The sequence below is a fragment of the Cyanobium sp. LEGE 06113 genome (assembly GCF_015207615.1).
On sequence record NZ_JADEWM010000008.1, the window covers coordinates 73,004 to 87,698 of the forward strand.

At 69.6% G+C, this 14,695-nt stretch carries 16 protein-coding genes and 1 pseudogene; 5 read left to right on the forward strand and 12 right to left on the reverse strand.

Going from position 1 to position 14,695, the window contains the following annotated elements; all coding sequences use genetic code 11:
• Positions 1-39: 39 nt before the first annotated feature.
• Positions 40-1,236: a formate-dependent phosphoribosylglycinamide formyltransferase gene (gene purT / locus IQ220_RS12970; protein WP_193915456.1), complete on the reverse strand. Its 1,197-nt coding sequence runs from the start codon at positions 1,234-1,236 to the stop codon at positions 40-42.
• A gap of 89 nt (positions 1,237-1,325) precedes the next feature.
• Between purT and IQ220_RS12975 the strand changes: the two genes are divergently transcribed.
• Positions 1,326-1,487: a cytochrome B6 gene (locus IQ220_RS12975; protein WP_193915460.1), complete on the forward strand. Its 162-nt coding sequence runs from the start codon at positions 1,326-1,328 to the stop codon at positions 1,485-1,487.
• An 11-nt stretch (positions 1,488-1,498) separates the two neighbouring features.
• Here the strand turns inward: IQ220_RS12975 and IQ220_RS12980 are convergent, their stop codons facing one another.
• The 3 genes and pseudogenes from IQ220_RS12980 to IQ220_RS12990 form a co-directional block, all read right to left on the reverse strand.
• Positions 1,499-1,762 (reverse strand): hypothetical protein, encoded by a 264-nt coding sequence (locus tag IQ220_RS12980; RefSeq protein ID WP_193814551.1) that lies wholly within the window; start codon positions 1,760-1,762, stop codon positions 1,499-1,501.
• A 37-nt stretch (positions 1,763-1,799) separates the two neighbouring features.
• Positions 1,800-2,893 (reverse strand): annotated as a pseudogene (gene mraY / locus IQ220_RS12985) (phospho-N-acetylmuramoyl-pentapeptide-transferase).
• 43 nt (positions 2,894-2,936) lie between these two features.
• Positions 2,937-3,212 carry a DUF3134 domain-containing protein gene (locus tag IQ220_RS12990; protein ID WP_186697832.1) on the reverse strand — a complete coding sequence of 92 codons (276 nt, stop codon included), beginning with the start codon at positions 3,210-3,212 and terminating at the stop codon, positions 2,937-2,939.
• 100 nt (positions 3,213-3,312) lie between these two features.
• Between IQ220_RS12990 and IQ220_RS12995 the strand changes: the two genes are divergently transcribed.
• Together IQ220_RS12995 and IQ220_RS13000 are read left to right on the forward strand one after the other, a co-directional pair.
• Positions 3,313-3,573, forward strand: coding sequence for a hypothetical protein (locus IQ220_RS12995; RefSeq protein ID WP_186697830.1), 261 nt, complete (start codon positions 3,313-3,315; stop codon positions 3,571-3,573).
• 18 nt (positions 3,574-3,591) lie between these two features.
• Complete coding sequence (locus tag IQ220_RS13000; RefSeq protein ID WP_193915464.1) at positions 3,592-4,803, forward strand: argininosuccinate synthase; 1,212 nt, start codon at positions 3,592-3,594, stop codon at positions 4,801-4,803.
• 37 nt (positions 4,804-4,840) lie between these two features.
• Here the strand turns inward: IQ220_RS13000 and IQ220_RS13005 are convergent, their stop codons facing one another.
• From IQ220_RS13005 to IQ220_RS13020, 4 genes are all read right to left on the reverse strand, one after another.
• Positions 4,841-5,140 (reverse strand): hypothetical protein, encoded by a 300-nt coding sequence (locus IQ220_RS13005; RefSeq protein ID WP_193915467.1) that lies wholly within the window; start codon positions 5,138-5,140, stop codon positions 4,841-4,843.
• A gap of 127 nt (positions 5,141-5,267) precedes the next feature.
• Positions 5,268-5,627, reverse strand: coding sequence for a 30S ribosomal protein S6 (gene rpsF, locus IQ220_RS13010; protein WP_186697823.1), 360 nt, complete (start codon positions 5,625-5,627; stop codon positions 5,268-5,270).
• Positions 5,628-5,737: 110 nt separating this feature from the next.
• Complete coding sequence (locus tag IQ220_RS13015) at positions 5,738-6,205, reverse strand: Tic20 family protein (protein ID WP_186697821.1); 468 nt, start codon at positions 6,203-6,205, stop codon at positions 5,738-5,740.
• 28 nt (positions 6,206-6,233) lie between these two features.
• Positions 6,234-7,121 (reverse strand): shikimate dehydrogenase, encoded by an 888-nt coding sequence (locus IQ220_RS13020; protein WP_193915470.1) that lies wholly within the window; start codon positions 7,119-7,121, stop codon positions 6,234-6,236.
• Positions 7,122-7,250: 129 nt separating this feature from the next.
• Here IQ220_RS13020 and dnaK point away from each other — a divergent pair, with 129 nt between their 5' ends.
• On the forward strand, positions 7,251-9,164 hold the full coding sequence (gene dnaK, locus IQ220_RS13025; protein ID WP_193915492.1) for a molecular chaperone DnaK: 1,914 nt from the start codon (positions 7,251-7,253) through the stop codon (positions 9,162-9,164).
• Between the two features lie 160 nt (positions 9,165-9,324).
• On the opposite strand, the gene pstS is transcribed toward dnaK, so the two are convergent.
• The 3 genes from pstS to psbQ all read right to left on the reverse strand — a co-directional run bounded on the left by pstS (position 9,325) and on the right by psbQ (position 12,063).
• The gene (pstS, locus tag IQ220_RS13030) at positions 9,325-10,335 is read right to left on the reverse strand and encodes a phosphate ABC transporter substrate-binding protein PstS (RefSeq protein ID WP_193915495.1); all 1,011 of its coding nucleotides are present in this window, start codon (positions 10,333-10,335) and stop codon (positions 9,325-9,327) included.
• Between the two features lie 82 nt (positions 10,336-10,417).
• Positions 10,418-11,527, reverse strand: coding sequence for an FAD-dependent oxidoreductase (locus IQ220_RS13035; protein ID WP_193915498.1), 1,110 nt, complete (start codon positions 11,525-11,527; stop codon positions 10,418-10,420).
• Between the two features lie 53 nt (positions 11,528-11,580).
• Complete coding sequence (gene psbQ / locus IQ220_RS13040; protein WP_228009210.1) at positions 11,581-12,063, reverse strand: photosystem II protein PsbQ; 483 nt, start codon at positions 12,061-12,063, stop codon at positions 11,581-11,583.
• Between the two features lie 128 nt (positions 12,064-12,191).
• On the opposite strand from psbQ, the gene purU reads away from it, so the two are divergent.
• On the forward strand, positions 12,192-13,058 hold the full coding sequence (gene purU / locus IQ220_RS13045; RefSeq protein ID WP_193915501.1) for a formyltetrahydrofolate deformylase: 867 nt from the start codon (positions 12,192-12,194) through the stop codon (positions 13,056-13,058).
• Here the strand turns inward: purU and IQ220_RS13050 are convergent.
• Complete coding sequence (locus tag IQ220_RS13050; protein ID WP_193915504.1) at positions 13,028-14,665, reverse strand: radical SAM protein; 1,638 nt, start codon at positions 14,663-14,665, stop codon at positions 13,028-13,030. The two genes, purU and IQ220_RS13050, sit on opposite strands and share 31 nt — an antisense overlap.
• Positions 14,666-14,695 lie beyond the last annotated feature (30 nt).

The window sequence follows — 14,695 nt, forward strand, 5'->3', positions numbered from 1 at the left end:
CGCGCGCACCATAAGGGGCCCAAGCCCGTTGCACCAGGGTCAGCCGGCCACAACGTTCACCTGGCTGGCGGCCCGGTCCGCGCCTTGGCGGGCCGCCTCCACACTGCTGCCGCGGGCCAGGGCCACCCCCATGCGGCGATGGGGGCGCGCCGTGGGCTTGCCGAACAGCAGCACCTGGGTGCCTGGCTCCACCAGGGCTTGCGCCACTCCCGTGTAAGCCACGGCCTCCAGGTCGCGATCCGCCAGGATCACCCGGCTGGCTGCGGGCCCCAGGCTCTCGATCGCCGGGATCGGCAGCCCCAGCACGGCCCGCAGGTGCAGCTCGAATTCACTCAGGTTCTGCCCGATCAGGGTCACCAGGCCGGTGTCGTGGGGGCGGGGGGACAGCTCGGAGAACACCACCTCCAGCTCTGCGTTGCCGTTCCCGTCCGCCCGGCGGCAGAGAAAGAACTCCACCCCGAACAGCCCCGCTCCCCCCAGGTTGTCGGTGACCCGCTGGGCCATGGCAGTCGCCTGGGCCAGGGCGCCTGCGCCGATGGCCGCGGGCTGCCAGCTGCACTGATAGTCGCCCCGTTCCTGGATGTGACCGATCGGAGGGCAGAACAGGGTGGGACCCTGCCACTGCTTCACGGTGAGCAGGGTGATCTCCAGCGCGAAGTGGAGAAACTCCTCCACGATCACCCTGGTGCCCGTGCCGCGTGCGCCGGCCTGGGCGGCGTCCCAGGCCGCCGCGATCTGCTCTGGCTCTCGCACCACGCTCTGCCCCTTGCCGGAGGAGCTCATCACCGGCTTCACCACCACGGGCCAGCCGAGCGGCTCGGCGGCGGCGGCCAGCTCCTCGGCGCTCTCGGCGTAGGCGAAGCGGGCCGTGCGCAGCCCCAGCTGCGTGGCGGCCAGATCGCGAATCCGGTCGCGGTTCATGGTCATGGCCGTGGCCCTGGCCGTGGGAATCACGGTGATGCCCTCGGCCTCCAGCTCCGCCAGGGCGTCCACCGCCAGGGCTTCGATTTCCGGGATCACCAGATCCGGCCGGTGGGCGCGCACCACCCGGCGCAGGGCATCGGCGTCTGTCATCGCCACCACTTCGGCGTGGTCGGCCACCTGCATCGCCGGGGCGCCGGGATAGCGGTCCACCGCCACCACGCGGCAGCCCAGGCGCTGGGCCGCGATCGCCACCTCCTTGCCCAGTTCACCACTGCCGAGCAGCAGCACCGTGCGGGGGAAAGAGCTGGTCATGATCCTGCGGTGTGGGCTGGTGCCGATCCTCCCTTACCCGGCTGCCGCCCACACCCTGCTAGAGAGAGCACCATCAGCGGCAGGGAGCCATGGGCAGCCTGATCGGATTCAGCACGGCGGCCGACACAGCTGATGGACTGGTGTTCGGCTGGGACATCAGCACCTTCCAGAACGGTGCCCTGCTCTATCTGGGCCTGTCCTCCCTGGCCTTCGTGGTGGTGTGGGTGCTGGGCTACCTGCGCAGCCGCTGAACGGCTGTGGCTCAGGTGTCGTCGCCAGCCGCCTCCTCGCCGCTCCAGAGGGCAAGCTGGCGCACGGCCGGCTCCTCGCTCACGAAGCCGTAGGCCTCAAACACGGCCGGATCGCTGTGGGTGATCCTCTGGCCTTCCGGCCCGAGCTGGAGGCAGAAGCCTTCGCGGGCCATGCGTCGCATCAGCAGGGCGGCCTCCTCGAAGCGGGCGGCCATCGCTTCGAGGCTGGCGCAGTCCGCGGTCAGACCACTCTCGTTCCAGATGAAATAGGCCATGCGACGGACGCCCGGGAAACAGCGGCATTCAGAGGGCTCAGGGCAGCAGCACCAGGCCCAAGACCACCAGTAGCAGGCTCGCGCCCCAGAAACGGATCACCACCTGCTCTTCCCCCAGCCCGCCCAGCTCGAAGTGGTGGTGCAGGGGAGCCATGCGTAACAGGCGTCGACCCTGGCCATCGGCACCCTTGGTGGCCTTGAACACCCACACCTGGGCGATCACCGAGAGCGATTCCGCCAGAAACACGCCTCCCATCAGCAGCAGGGGCCAGAGACTGTTGCTGAGCAGGGCGACGGCGCTGAGGGCCGCCCCCATCGCCAGGGAGCCGGTGTCGCCCATGAACAGCCTGGCCGGGTGGCGGTTGTGGGCGAGGAAGCCGAGCCAGCAGCCGGCCATGGCCACGCAGAAGGCCGCCAGCGCTGGATCCCCCTCGTGGCCGCGCAGCATCAGCTGCAGCCCCAGGCCGGTGAACACCACCGCACCGCAGCCGGCCGCCAGGCCGTCGAGGCCATCGGTGAGGTTCGTGGCGTTGCTCTCGGCCAGGAACACGAACAGGCCCAGGGCCAGATCAGCAGCCCCAGGGGCAAAAGCCAGCCCAGGGGCAGGGCCACGCTGATCGGCTCAGGGCCACCCAGCCACTGGCCCTGCCAGGTCCAGAGCAGGAACAGCACGGCCGCCCCCGCCTGGAGCAGCAGCTTCCCCCGGGGCTTGAGCCCGGTGTTGGTGCGGCGGGTGAGGCTGCGCCAGTCGTCGACCGCGCCGATCGCCATGTAGGCCAGGGTGATCGCCGCCACGGCCAGCAGGCGCGGATCGGCAGGGCTGATCAGCCCCCCCACGATCACCCCCACCGGCACCACCAGCAGGCCCCCCATGGTGGGGGTGCCGGCCTTGGTCAGGTGGGCCTGGGGGCCGTCCTCCCGGATCACCTGCCCCATCTTGAGGCGCTTCAGCCTGGGCACCCCCCATGCCGTGACGAGCGCCGCGACCAGGGCCGCCAGCAGCAGCGGAGCCGTGAGCATCGAGTTGGCGATGAAGCGATCGCTCGCCAGGCAGGCAGCCAGCAACAGCAGGCCGAGCAGCACAGCCGCCCGCTGGCTGCTGCCGGAGCGGGGAGGAGCGGTAGGGGTCACTGTCACCGGCAATGGTCGCCCCAGTGTCCCTGACGACCTGACGTCAGTCTTCCCAGGCTTCGTCCTGCTGCTCGTCGGCCTGGTTGTACTCCTCCTTCTCGCCCATCAGCGCCGAGAGCTCCTCTTCCTCCACGGTGCTCACATCGGTGGAGGCGGTTTCCTCGTCCGCCACCAGGCGGCCACTGGATTCCAGCCAGCTCAGCAGATCGGGCTCATCGCGCAGGGGCAGCACCGGCGCCAGCTCCTGGCGGCCGTAGCGGGTGAGCGAGGGGTTGATGCTGTCGAGACGGCTGAGGCTGGAAGGGGAGAGCGTGCTCATGCAATCAGGCGTCCGGAGGATGGCGGCGGCCCTGGAGCTGCCGCAGGCCTGCAGTAGGCCAATCCATTACCTTAGCCGTTGGGCTTGCCAGCAACACTCCATGCCAGTCCCGGCCCCTGTTGCCCCCGGCCCGTTCCGCTCGGTGCTGCGCCTGTGGGCCCTCGCCCTGGCCGTGAGCGCGGGCCTGAGTGCTGCCGGCGAGCGCTGGCCCCGTCCCCTGCCGGTGGATCCCGCCCTGGTCACCCTGCTGCTGCTGGGTCTGCCCCTGCTGGTGGGGCTCTGGCTGCTGCTGCGCTGGCGACTCCCCGCTGAGCCTGCACTGGGCACCCAGGCAGACCACGGTGGAGAATCGGGCGACTGAGCACATGGAGCGCTGTTGATGGGCCGGGCCAAGAAGGCTGTACTGGCGTATTCCGGCGGGGTGGACACCAGCGTCTGCATCCCCTACCTGATCAAGGAGTGGGGCGTGGAGGAGGTGATCACCTTCGCTGCCGACCTGGGCCAGGGTGACGAGCTGGAGCCGATCCGCCGCAAGGCCCTCGCTGCCGGCGCGGCCCAGTCGCTGGTGGGCGATCTGATTGAGCCCTTCATCCGTGAGTTCGCCTTTCCAGCGATTCGGGCCAATGCCCTCTACGAAGGCCGCTACCCGCTGTCCACGGCGTTGGCACGGCCGCTGATCGCCCGCCGGCTGGTGGAGATCGCCCGGGAGCTGGGCGCTGACGCGGTGGCCCACGGCTGCACCGGCAAGGGCAACGATCAGGTGCGCTTCGATGTGGCCATCGGTGCCCTGGCCCCCGACCTCAAGGTGCTCACCCCGGCGCGGGAGTGGGGCATGAGCCGCGAGCAGACCATTGCCTACGGCGAGCGCTGTGGCATCCCCTCGCCGGTGAGCAAGGGCTCCCCCTACTCGATCGACCTCAACCTGCTGGGTCGCTCGATCGAGGCGGGCCCCCTCGAGGATCCGGCCGTGGAGCCCCCCGAGGAGGTGTTCGCCATGACTCGCTCGGTGCAGGACGCCCCGGCGGAGCCCCAGACGATCACGGTGGACTTCGAGCACGGTGACGCCGTGGCGATCGACGGCGAACGGCTCGACCCGGTGAGCCTGATCCGCCGCGCCAATGCCCTGGCCGGCCTGCATGGCTTCGGGCGGCTGGACATCATGGAGAACCGGGTGGTGGGCATCAAGAGCCGCGAGATCTACGAAACCCCTGGATTGCTGCTGCTGATCCGCGCCCACCAGGAGCTCGAGAGCCTCACTCTGGCGGCCGACGTGCTGCGCACCAAGCGTCAGCTGGAGCAGCAGTGGGCCGATCTGGTGTATCAGGGCCTCTGGTTCGGCCCGCTCAAGGACGCCCTCGATGGCTTCTTCGAGCGCACGCAGCGGGGGGTGAACGGCTCCGTGCGGGTGAGGCTGCACAAGGGCAATGCGATCGTCGTGGGGCGCAGCAGCGCCAACGACAGCCTCTACGTGCCGGACATGGCCACCTATGGCGCCGAAGACCTGTTCGATCACCGGGCTGCCGAGGGGTTCATCTACGTGTGGGGTCTGCCCACCAGGCTCTGGGCCGCCCGTCACAGGACGAGCCCCTGACGACCGCCGACCTGGCTGCAGGTCAGCGGCCCCAGGCTCAGGGGGGGGCAGGGCCCAGCCCGAGGGCGTGGCGCAGAGCCCCGCCGAGACCCTCTCGGGACGGCGGAGCGGCCTCCACCGGGGCCAGAGCCGGGGCTTCGGCATCGGGGGCAGGTGCCTGCAGCAGCTGCTGCCGCAGCAGCCTGTTCTCAGCCAGCAGCCGTTCGCGGTGACCCAGCATCGGCTTCAGCCGCTGTTCAAAGCGCTGCTCGAAGATTTCCGGCAGGCTCTCAAGCAGGCCTCGATGGGCGTCCAGCTGCTCCCGGATGGCATCGAGCTGCTGCTGCAAAGTGCTCAACCTCTGGTTGAGATGGTCAGCCTGGGCAGCTTTGTTGTGAGGCTGGGGGGATTTTCCTTGACCCATTGTCGCGATCCGTGGGTGCACTGTTCAGCGCACCCGGGCTGAGGAGACGGTGGGAACTGGCTCAGGCCGAGACCGGCTGAGGGGAGCCCTCGCTGGCGGCACCGGGCGCGACCCGGGGAGCCGGCATGGGGCCGTCCTGCTTGACGGTGAGGTAGCGGATCACATCTTCTGAGAGGCGCATGGCCCGCTCCAGCAGGGCGACCTGCTGGCCGTCACCGTTGTGGTTCAGCTGGACGTAGACCCCTTCGCGGTGCTTGTTGATCGTGTAGGCCAGGCGGCGCTTGCCACGCATCTGGCAGTCGAGCACCTCAGCGCCGGCCTCCACGACCAGATCACGGTATTTGGTGATGTGGCTCTCCACCTCTTCCTCCGGGATGTCCGGACGAAGGATGTACATCGTTTCGTAATAAGGCTGCGTCATGGGGTCGCCGTGTCGGGAAAGCCGCGCGGGGCAGAAGGAGGGCGGTGGCCGATGGCGAGAGGCCATCAGCGACGGACTGCCCAACCTATCAGCGCAGCCGCAGGGCCCACTCAGTAGAGCTGCATGCGCACGGCGGCGGAGACGGCGGGCAGGTCGGCCTCCTCGCCCCGCAGGCTCTGCACGATCCCGAAGGCCACCAGCACCAGGGCCCCCAGGAACACCGTGTTGCTGAGGGTGCGCAGGGCGAAGCCAGCCCCCAGGGGTGCCAGCAGGATGCTGAACACCAGCGACACCAGCACCAGCACGATGTCGATCAGAATGGCCTGCAGCACGCTGAAGCGGATCAGGTAGGGCACGCGCTGGTTGCGCACCACCGCGAGGAACAGCACCAGGAACACCAGGAAGCCGCCGAAGGGCACCGCCTGCTGCAGCAGGGCCACCGGCAGGGCCGGCGCAGCGAGCCACTGCAGCAGCGGAAACATGGCGAACAGGCTGCGCCCGAATGGCAAGGCATCTGCCCAGGGCAGGAGATAGGCCAGGGCGGCCAGCAGTCGCTGCCACAGCGGGGCGCCTTGCATGGTGGAACGCACAACGGATCAGCGCAGGCTAGGGAGTGCCGGCCAGGGCGCGTTCCGCCGCGGCGCGCATCGCCTCCACCGGCACCGCCTCGCGGCCGCTCCACAGCCGCAGCGCCGCCGCCCCCTGCTGCACCAGCATCTCCAGCCCATCGATGCCATGGCAGCCGCGTTCGGCGGCGGCCCGCAGCAGGGCGCTGGGGCGGGGCGTGTAGATCAGGTCGTAGACCCAACAGCCGCTGCCCAGGCCAGCGAGGGCTGCGGCCTCCAGCGGGCAGGCCAGGGCGGCGGCTGGCTGGCCGGGCGAGGCCATGCCCACCGGCGTGGTGTTCACCACCAGCTGGCTGGCCGGCAGCAGGGCCGGCAGCTCCTCCCAGCTGCTCCCTCCGAGCTGGGGTGCCCAGCTGCGGCAGGCCTCCAGCAAGGCCTGCCGCCCCGCGGCACGGCGGCCCACCACCTGGATCGAGGCGCAGCCGAGCTCCACCAGGCCCGCCACCACGGCCCGGGCGCTGCCGCCGCAGCCCAGCACCAGCGCCCCGCTGCCCTGCCAGCTGCCGGCCGGCCGCAGCGGCGCCAGGAAGCCCTCCACATCGGTGTTGGTGCCCAGCCAGCCCCCCTGGCTGCGGCGCACCAGGGTGTTCACGGCCCCCACCCTGGCGGCCAGGGGGCTGAGTTCGGCGCAGAGCGGCGCCACGGCCTGCTTGTGGGGCAGGGTCACGTTGAGGCCGCGGCAGTCGAGGGCCTCCAGGGCGCCGACCACGGCGGCCAGGCTCTCGGCCGGCGTGGGCAGGGCCAGGTAGATCCAGTCGAGCCCCAGGGCGGCCAGGGCGGCGTTGTGCATCGCCGGCGAGAGCGAGTGCCGCACCGGATCGCCCAGCACCCCCACCAGGGCCGTGGACGCGGAGATCGGCGGGGCCATCACGGGCTTGGGCGGCAGGGGCGGCCCCAAAACCGTAAGCGCCTGTTCGGGAACCACACCTCGCCTGTCACCGTCCCCTCTGATGAGGATGGATGAACGCACAACGAACCACTGAGGAGGTGGACATTCATGGGAAAGGTTGTTGGTATTGACCTCGGCACCACAAACAGCTGCGTCGCCGTGATGGAGGGCGGCAAGCCCACGGTGATCGCCAATGCGGAGGGCTTCCGCACCACCCCTTCGGTGGTGGCGTACACCAAGAACCAGGACCAGCTGGTGGGGCAGATCGCCAAGCGCCAGGCGGTGATGAACCCTGAAAACACCTTCTATTCGGTGAAGCGCTTCATCGGCCGCCGGGTGGATGAGGTGAATGAAGAGTCGAAGGAAGTGAGCTATGGCGTGGAGAAGGCCGGCTCCAACGTGAAGGTGAAGTGCCCGGTGCTCAACAAGCAGTTCGCCCCGGAGGAGGTGAGCGCCCAGGTGCTGCGCAAGCTGGCAGAAGACGCCGGCAAGTACCTCGGTGAAACGGTCACCCAGGCGGTGATCACCGTGCCCGCCTACTTCAACGATTCCCAGCGCCAGGCCACCAAGGACGCCGGCAAGATCGCCGGCCTGGAAGTGCTGCGGATCATCAACGAGCCCACGGCGGCGGCGCTGGCCTACGGCCTCGACAAGAAGAGCAATGAGCGCATCCTGGTGTTCGACCTCGGTGGCGGCACCTTCGACGTGTCGGTGCTGGAGGTGGGTGATGGCGTGTTTGAGGTGCTCTCCACCAGCGGTGACACCCACCTGGGCGGCGATGACTTCGACAAGGTGATCGTCGATTACCTGGCTTCCAGCTTCAAGAGCAACGAAGGCATCGACCTGCGCCAGGACAAACAGGCGCTGCAGCGTCTCACCGAAGCGGCAGAGAAGGCCAAGATCGAGCTCTCCAGCGCCACCCAGAGCGAGATCAACCTGCCCTTCATCACGGCCACGCCGGAGGGCCCCAAGCACCTCGATCTCACCCTCACCCGGGCCAAGTTCGAGGAGCTGGCCTCCAAGCTGATCGACCGTTGCCGCGTGCCGGTGGAGCAGGCCCTCAAGGACGCCAAGCTCTCCAGCAGCGAGCTCGACGAGGTGGTGATGGTGGGAGGGTCCACCCGCATCCCCGCCGTGCTTGAGCTGGTCAAGCGCGTTACCGGCAAGGCCCCCAACCAGACGGTGAACCCGGATGAGGTGGTGGCCGTGGGTGCTGCGATCCAGGGCGGTGTGCTCGCCGGTGAGGTGAAGGACATCCTGCTGCTGGATGTCACCCCGCTCTCCCTCGGGGTGGAGACCCTCGGCGGGGTGATGACCAAGATGATCACCCGCAACACCACCGTTCCCACCAAGAAGTCGGAGGTGTACTCCACCGCGGTGGACGGCCAGACCAACGTGGAGATCCACGTGCTGCAGGGTGAGCGCGAGATGGCCAGCGACAACAAGTCGCTCGGCACCTTCCGTCTCGACGGCATCCCCCCCGCCCCCCGCGGCGTGCCCCAGATCGAAGTGACCTTCGACATCGACGCCAACGGCATCCTCAGCGTGACCGCCAAGGACAAGGGCAGCGGCAAGGAGCAGAGCATCTCGATCACCGGTGCCTCCACCCTCAGTGACAACGAGGTGGAGAAGATGGTGAAGGATGCCGAATCCAATGCCGCCGCCGACAAGGAGAAGCGCGAGCGCATCGACCTCAAGAACCAGGCCGAAACCCTGGTGTATCAGGCCGAGAAGCAGCTCGGCGAACTCGGCGACAAGGTGGGCGCCGAGGACAAGAGCAAGGTGGAGACCTCCTCCGCCAAGCTCAAGGAGGCCCTGGAGAAGGAAGACTTCGACACCATCAAGTCTGAACTTGAGGTGCTGCAGCAGGCGCTCTATGCGGCCGGTGCCGCTGTGTATCAGCAGGCCGCAGGAGCTGAGGCGGCTGCGGCTGGCGCCAATGGCAATGGCACGTCCGCCGATGCCGCTGCCGCTGCCTCCAGCGACGACGTGATCGACGCCGAATTCACCGAGAGCAAGTGAGCTGGCCGGGGAGGTGCTCCCTCCCCGAGACTCCTCTCCCAACGCCCCATGAAAAAACTCCCCCAGATGGGGGAGTTTTTTGTGGATGCACCTATGAGAGAGAAGACCAGGGGTGAGCGAGAGGACCAGGCTCACCCGCCGGTTCACCTGGTCGAGGGGCTCACTCCGAGATCATGGCCACCGCCGCCTTGGCTTTCTCCACAACCGAGGGGGGCAGGGTCACATAGCCCAGCTCCGGTGCCAGGGACTGGAACGGCTCGGAGAGCGTGGTGTTGAACACCTTCTGCAGCAGGGGGGTCTTGTCGCCGTTGCCGCTCTTGTAGGCCAGGATCCAGGTGAAGGTGACGATCGGGTAACCCTTGGCAGGATTGGGGTTGCTGCCGGTGAGATCCTCACCCAGGTCGATCGAGGCGAGGGCTTCGCTCTCGGTGGCATTGGTGGGCATCACAATCTCGCCGGAGCCGTTTTCCAGCGCCGCCGCCTGGAGGGGATCCTTGACGAAGGCCACTTCCACGTAGCCGATGCCCCCGTCGAGCTGGGTGAGCTGGGCGGACACGCCCTCATTGCCCTTGGCACCCACGCCGGTGGGCCAGTTCACGGCCTTGTCGGCGCCGGGGCCGGCCTTCCATTCCGGGCTCACGGCAGCCAGGTGGTTGGTGAAGTTGAACGTGGTGCCCGAGCCGTCGGAGCGGTGCACGATGGTGATCTTCTTGTCGTCGCAGCCCAGCTCGTTGAAGTTGGTGATCTTGCCGAGGAAGATGTCGCCGAGCTGTTTCTGGGTGAGCTTGAGCTCGCAGCCGGGGTTGTTGTAGGCCACGGCAATGGCTCCGGCGGTCATCGGGATCTGGAGCACGCCGCGGGGCATCTTGGCGATCTCTTCCTCATCCATCGGCGCATCGGAGGCGCCGAAATCCACGGTTTCAGCCAGGAACTGACGCACCCCGGCCCCGGAACCCACGGACTGGTAGTTGACGTTGACGCCATCGGCGCTCATGTCCTTGAACCAGCGCTGGTAGATGGCCGAGGGGAAGGAGGCCCCGGCTCCGTTGAGGGTACCGGTGATGTCGCCCCCGCCTCCGCCGGTGCCGCCGCAGGCAGCGACCGAGAGGGTGAGGCCCGAGAGGGCAAGAGCGGCGGTGGAGCGGCGCAACAGGCCGGGAAGCATGGTCATGACTGCGGTGGCGGTGAAGAGAGGGAACGACGTCACCGTTTTGACCGTACGCAAGTCTGGCCCCGCTGGGATTAACGCCTTCTTAAGGGCGAGGCGTCGTCTGCTCGATCTGCTCCAGCACCCAGGCGGCCGAGGCCGGGGCCAGCAGCACCCCGTTGCGGTAGTGGCCGCTCACCAGCCACAGGCCCGGTTGCAGCTGCTCGTGCAGCGGGGCTGGCCGGCCCACGGGCCTGGCCCGGCAGCCCTGCCATGCCTCCACCACGCTGGCCTGCTCCAACCAGTCGAGGCCGGCGTCGCCCCAGTGGCGCAGCCGCGCCTGCTGGTCGGGATCGGCCCGGCTGCCTGCGTCCAGGGTGGCGCCCAGCCAGAAGGTCGCTTCAGCCCCCAGGTCGGGCCGGGGCACCAGGTTGAGGCCGCGCCACACGGCCACCCCGGGCCAGGTCCAGGGGCCTGGGGCGGAGCGCCGCAGGGCGAGGGCCTGGCCGAGCACCGGCTCCATCGCGGGGCTGGATCCCAGCGACTGCAGCAGAGCAGGGCTGGCCAGACCGGCGGCCAGCACCACGTGGGCCAGCCCAGCCACCACCTCGCCGCCCTCCAGCAGCAGCCGCCAGCGCCCCGGACCGTCGCGCTCAATGGCGCCCACCCTCTGACCCGCCGTGGTCAAGCCGCTGTCACGGCCGTCGGCCAGCAGGGCGGCCATGGCGGCAGGGGGATCGATCTGGCCATCCAAGGGCGAATGGAGTGCCCCGATCGCCCCCGCGGGCAGGGCCGGCTGCAGCGTGGACAGCCGCTCGCGATCCCACAGCTCCAGCGCCAGGCCCAGCTGCTGCCGCTCGGCCACCAGCGCCTGTTGCCGCTGCCATTCCTCAGGCTCGGCGGCCAGCCACAGCAGCCCCTGGCGCCGGGGCACCGGCTGACCGCGCTCCGCCAGCTCCTGCAGCCAGCTGTGCCAGAGGGCCAGGCTCTGCTGACGCAGATTCCAGGCGCGGCCGCGGCTGCGGTGGAACACCTGCGCCATCAGCACCCCGAGGGCCGCGCCGCTGCCACTGCGCTGGCTGCCGCCGGCCAAGGCGTGCTTCTGGGTGAGGCCGGGGGCAGCAAGCGACGGGTCGATCAGCAGCACCCGGTGGCCCTTGCGCTGCAGCAGCCAGGCGCAGCACAGGCCCACCACGCCTGCCCCCACCACCGCCACGGACGGCGTGGGCCTGCTGGAAGCTGGCGAGGCGGCGTCAGCCAGGGGGGCCGTCAGGTCTGCTTGAGGTCGGCCTGCACCTGCTCGGGGAGGATCTGGGCGTAGCGGCCGAAGCCACTGGCCACCTTGATGTAGGACTTGCGCAGCTGTTCGCCGTCCTGGAGCCGGGCGGCCTCATCGAGCTGGGCCATGGACTGCTTGAGCTGGGCGGCCAGCTTCTCGGCCTCAGGACGATCGGCCGGCAGCAGACGCTGGTTGATGTAGCTCATCTGCCGCCCCACCTCCTGCATGGGTCCGCGCAGCAGATTGCGGGTGAAGGTCCAGTCGCGATCCCCCACCAACGTGGCCAGTTCGGGCAGGCGATCCCTGGCGGCCAGGAAGCCCTCGGCCTGGCGCTCGATCACGGCGATGTCCTCGGCGCTGAGGCTGGGGGGCTTGGCCTGGCTGCCGCTGCAGGCGCTGAGACCGAAGGTGAGCACTCCCACCAGGGCCACCAGGGCAAGACGCTTCAGCAGGGCACGAAGCGAGGAGACCATCTGGGCGGCCATGGGCGAGCAGCTTGGGCAGGGCTGACTGTACGTCGGTCCCCCCACGCAGACCCGGGGCCGCGGCGGAACCGGCGGGGTCTGGCGTCACAATGCCCCCTGTGCCGGGCCCAGGGCCGATGAGCGTGCCGAGCGCGATCCTGCAGCTGATCTGCCCCGACCGGCCGGGGCTGGTGAGCGAACTCTCCGGCTGGGTGGCCGCCAATGGCGGCAATATTCGTCATGCCGATCACCACACCGATCTCGGCGCCGGACTGTTCCTGAGCCGGATCGAGTGGGCCCTGGAGGGCTTCGGCCTGCCGCGGCAGAGCATCGCCCCGGCCGTGGCAGCCCTGGCCCGGCGACTCGACGGGGAGGGCCTGCTGCACTTCTCCGATGCCATCCCCAGGGCGGCCATCTTCGTGAGCCGTCAGGAGCACTGCCTGGTGGACCTGCTCTGGCGCGTGCGCGCTGGTGAGCTGCCCATGCAGGTTCCCCTGGTGGTGTCCAACCATCCGGACCTGCGGGAGCTGGCGGAGGGCTTCGGGGCGACCTACGTGCACGTGCCGGTGGCCGCCGCGGACAAGGAGGAGGCGGAAGCGGCCCAGCTGGCCCTGCTGCGCCAGCACGGCATCGAGCTGGTGGTGCTGGCCAAGTACATGCAGGTGCTCAGCTCCGACTTCCTGGAAGCCCTGGGCCGCGAGCCCGCCCAGGTGATCAACATCCACCACTCCTTTCTGCCCGCCTTCCAGGGGGCCCAGCCCTACCAGCGCGCCTGGCAGCGGGGGGTGAAGCTGATCGGTGCCACGGCCCACTACGTGACCGAGGAGCTGGACGGCGGTCCGATCATCGAGCAGGCCACCGTGCACGTGAGCCACCGCGATGAGGTGGAGGATCTGATCCGCAAGGGGCGCGATACGGAGCGCCTCGCCCTGGCCAGGGCTGTGCGTCTGCATCTGCGCCGCCAGGTGATGGTCTACCGCGGCAGGACGGCGGTGTTCGACTGAGCGGGCTTCAGCGGCTCAGCTGCTGCCGGCTGCGGCAGGCTGCGGCGGGCATGCTCCGCCAGCACCGCCTGGCTCAGGGGGCCATCGAGGTGGTCCCAGGGCAGCACCCGCCCTGGCTCCCAGGTGGCGTGGACCACCGCGTCCCAGGCGGGTGGCAGCGGCAGGCCGGCGGGCCGTTGCACCGTGTCTGCCAGCACGGCCCGGTAGGCCCGTTTCCAACCCCCGAGGCTCTCGTGGCTGCCCCGGGCCGCCGCGATCACCGGTGCCAGGCGTCGGTCGCTGCGGGAGAGCAGGGCCTGGATCACACTCCAGCCGTAGCTCTCGGGGCGCAGCTCGACGCCCTTGGGCCGCAGCCGCTTGGCCAGCCGCTTGAGGTGCTGTTCGGCCTCAGGCCTCACCCCCTGCCACTGGAAGGGGGTGTGGGCCTTGGGCACGAAGGTGCTCACGCCCAGGCTGAGCCTCAGGCCTGGGGTGGCCTTCTTGAGCTGGAGCAGCAGATCGGCGGTGGCCTCGATGTCGGCTTCCGTTTCCGTGGGCAGGCCCGCCATGCCGTAGAGCTTCAGGCCGCTGAGACCTCCCTCGCGGGCATAGCGGGCCGCGGCGAAGATCTCCTCGGTGGCGAGTTTCTTGTTCACCAGCTCGCGCATGCGCTCGCTGCCGCTCTCGATGGCGATCGTGAGCGATTTGCTGCCCCGCTTGGCCAGGATCCGGCCCAGTTCCGGCGTCACCGTGGCGGCCCGCACCGAGCTCACGCTGACGCGGGTGCCCTCGAAGCGATCGCCATCCAGCCACTGCAGCAGCTCGGCGAACTGGGGGTGCTGGGTCACCGAGGCCCCCAGCAGCCCGAGTCGCTGGGTCACGGCCAGGCCGGCCTCCACCGCCGGGATCAGGCCGTCGTCCAGGGAGGGGGTGCGGAAGGGAAGGGTGAGGTAGCTCGCCAGGCAGAAGCGGCACAGCTCCGGGCAGCTGCGCACCACTTCCACCATGTGGATCGAGGGCCAGGCCGCCTCGGGGGTGACCACCATCGAATGGCTCAGGGTGTTCCCCTGCCAGGTCTGTTTGGCCACCCGCTCAGGCAGGCCCGGTGCCAGCGGCCTCACCCCCAGCAACGTGCCGTCGGGGGCGTACTCCGGCCGGTAGAGCGACGGCACATAGATCCCGGGCACCTGGGCCAGCCGGGCCAGCCGTTCGGCTCGGGGAGCCTGTCGGCAGGCCTGCAGGGCCTCGATGAACGCCGGCAGCAGCAGTTCGCCGTCGCCCAGCAGCACGGCATCGAAGAAGGGGGCGAGGGGCTCGGGGTTGGCTGTGAGCACCGGCCCGCCGCCGAACACGATCGGATCGGTGTCGCCCCGCTCGCTGGCCCAGATCGGAATCCGCTCCTGCTCCAGCAGATCCAGCAACACCGGCCCGTCCAGCTCCCAGCTGAGCGACAGGCCGAACAGGTCGAGGGCCGCCCCGCGGCCGCGGCTGCGGCCATGGGGCGGATCGCCCTGGTCGGTGAACAGGCGGCGCACGTCCACGTCGATGCGGCGGGCCAGACTGGCCCACACCACCTGGTAGCCGAGGCTGGTGATCCCCACGCTGTAGCTGCTGGGGAAGGCCAGCACGGCCCGCAGGGCGCCAGCCTCGGGCTGGGC

Bases quoted from the DNA above. Each gene is read 5' to 3' on its own strand.
- IQ220_RS13000 (WP_193915464.1), top strand. From the start codon at position 3,592: ATGGGCCGGGCCAAGAAGGCTGTACTGGCGTATTCCGGCGGGGTGGAC.
- IQ220_RS13015 (WP_186697821.1), bottom strand. From the start codon at position 6,205: ATGCAAGGCGCCCCGCTGTGGCAGCGACTGCTGGCCGCCCTGGCCTAT.
- IQ220_RS12990 (WP_186697832.1), bottom strand. From the start codon at position 3,212: ATGAGCACGCTCTCCCCTTCCAGCCTCAGCCGTCTCGACAGCATCAAC.
- rpsF (WP_186697823.1), bottom strand. From the start codon at position 5,627: ATGACGCAGCCTTATTACGAAACGATGTACATCCTTCGTCCGGACATC.
- IQ220_RS12975 (WP_193915460.1), top strand. From the start codon at position 1,326: ATGGGCAGCCTGATCGGATTCAGCACGGCGGCCGACACAGCTGATGGA.
- purU (WP_193915501.1), top strand. From the start codon at position 12,192: ATGAGCGTGCCGAGCGCGATCCTGCAGCTGATCTGCCCCGACCGGCCG.
- dnaK (WP_193915492.1), top strand. From the start codon at position 7,251: ATGGGAAAGGTTGTTGGTATTGACCTCGGCACCACAAACAGCTGCGTC.
- pstS (WP_193915495.1), bottom strand. From the start codon at position 10,335: ATGACCATGCTTCCCGGCCTGTTGCGCCGCTCCACCGCCGCTCTTGCC.
- psbQ (WP_228009210.1), bottom strand. From the start codon at position 12,063: ATGGTCTCCTCGCTTCGTGCCCTGCTGAAGCGTCTTGCCCTGGTGGCC.
- IQ220_RS12980 (WP_193814551.1), bottom strand. From the start codon at position 1,762: ATGGCCTATTTCATCTGGAACGAGAGTGGTCTGACCGCGGACTGCGCC.
- IQ220_RS13020 (WP_193915470.1), bottom strand. From the start codon at position 7,121: ATGGCCCCGCCGATCTCCGCGTCCACGGCCCTGGTGGGGGTGCTGGGC.
- purT (WP_193915456.1), bottom strand. From the start codon at position 1,236: ATGACCAGCTCTTTCCCCCGCACGGTGCTGCTGCTCGGCAGTGGTGAA.
- IQ220_RS12995 (WP_186697830.1), top strand. From the start codon at position 3,313: ATGCCAGTCCCGGCCCCTGTTGCCCCCGGCCCGTTCCGCTCGGTGCTG.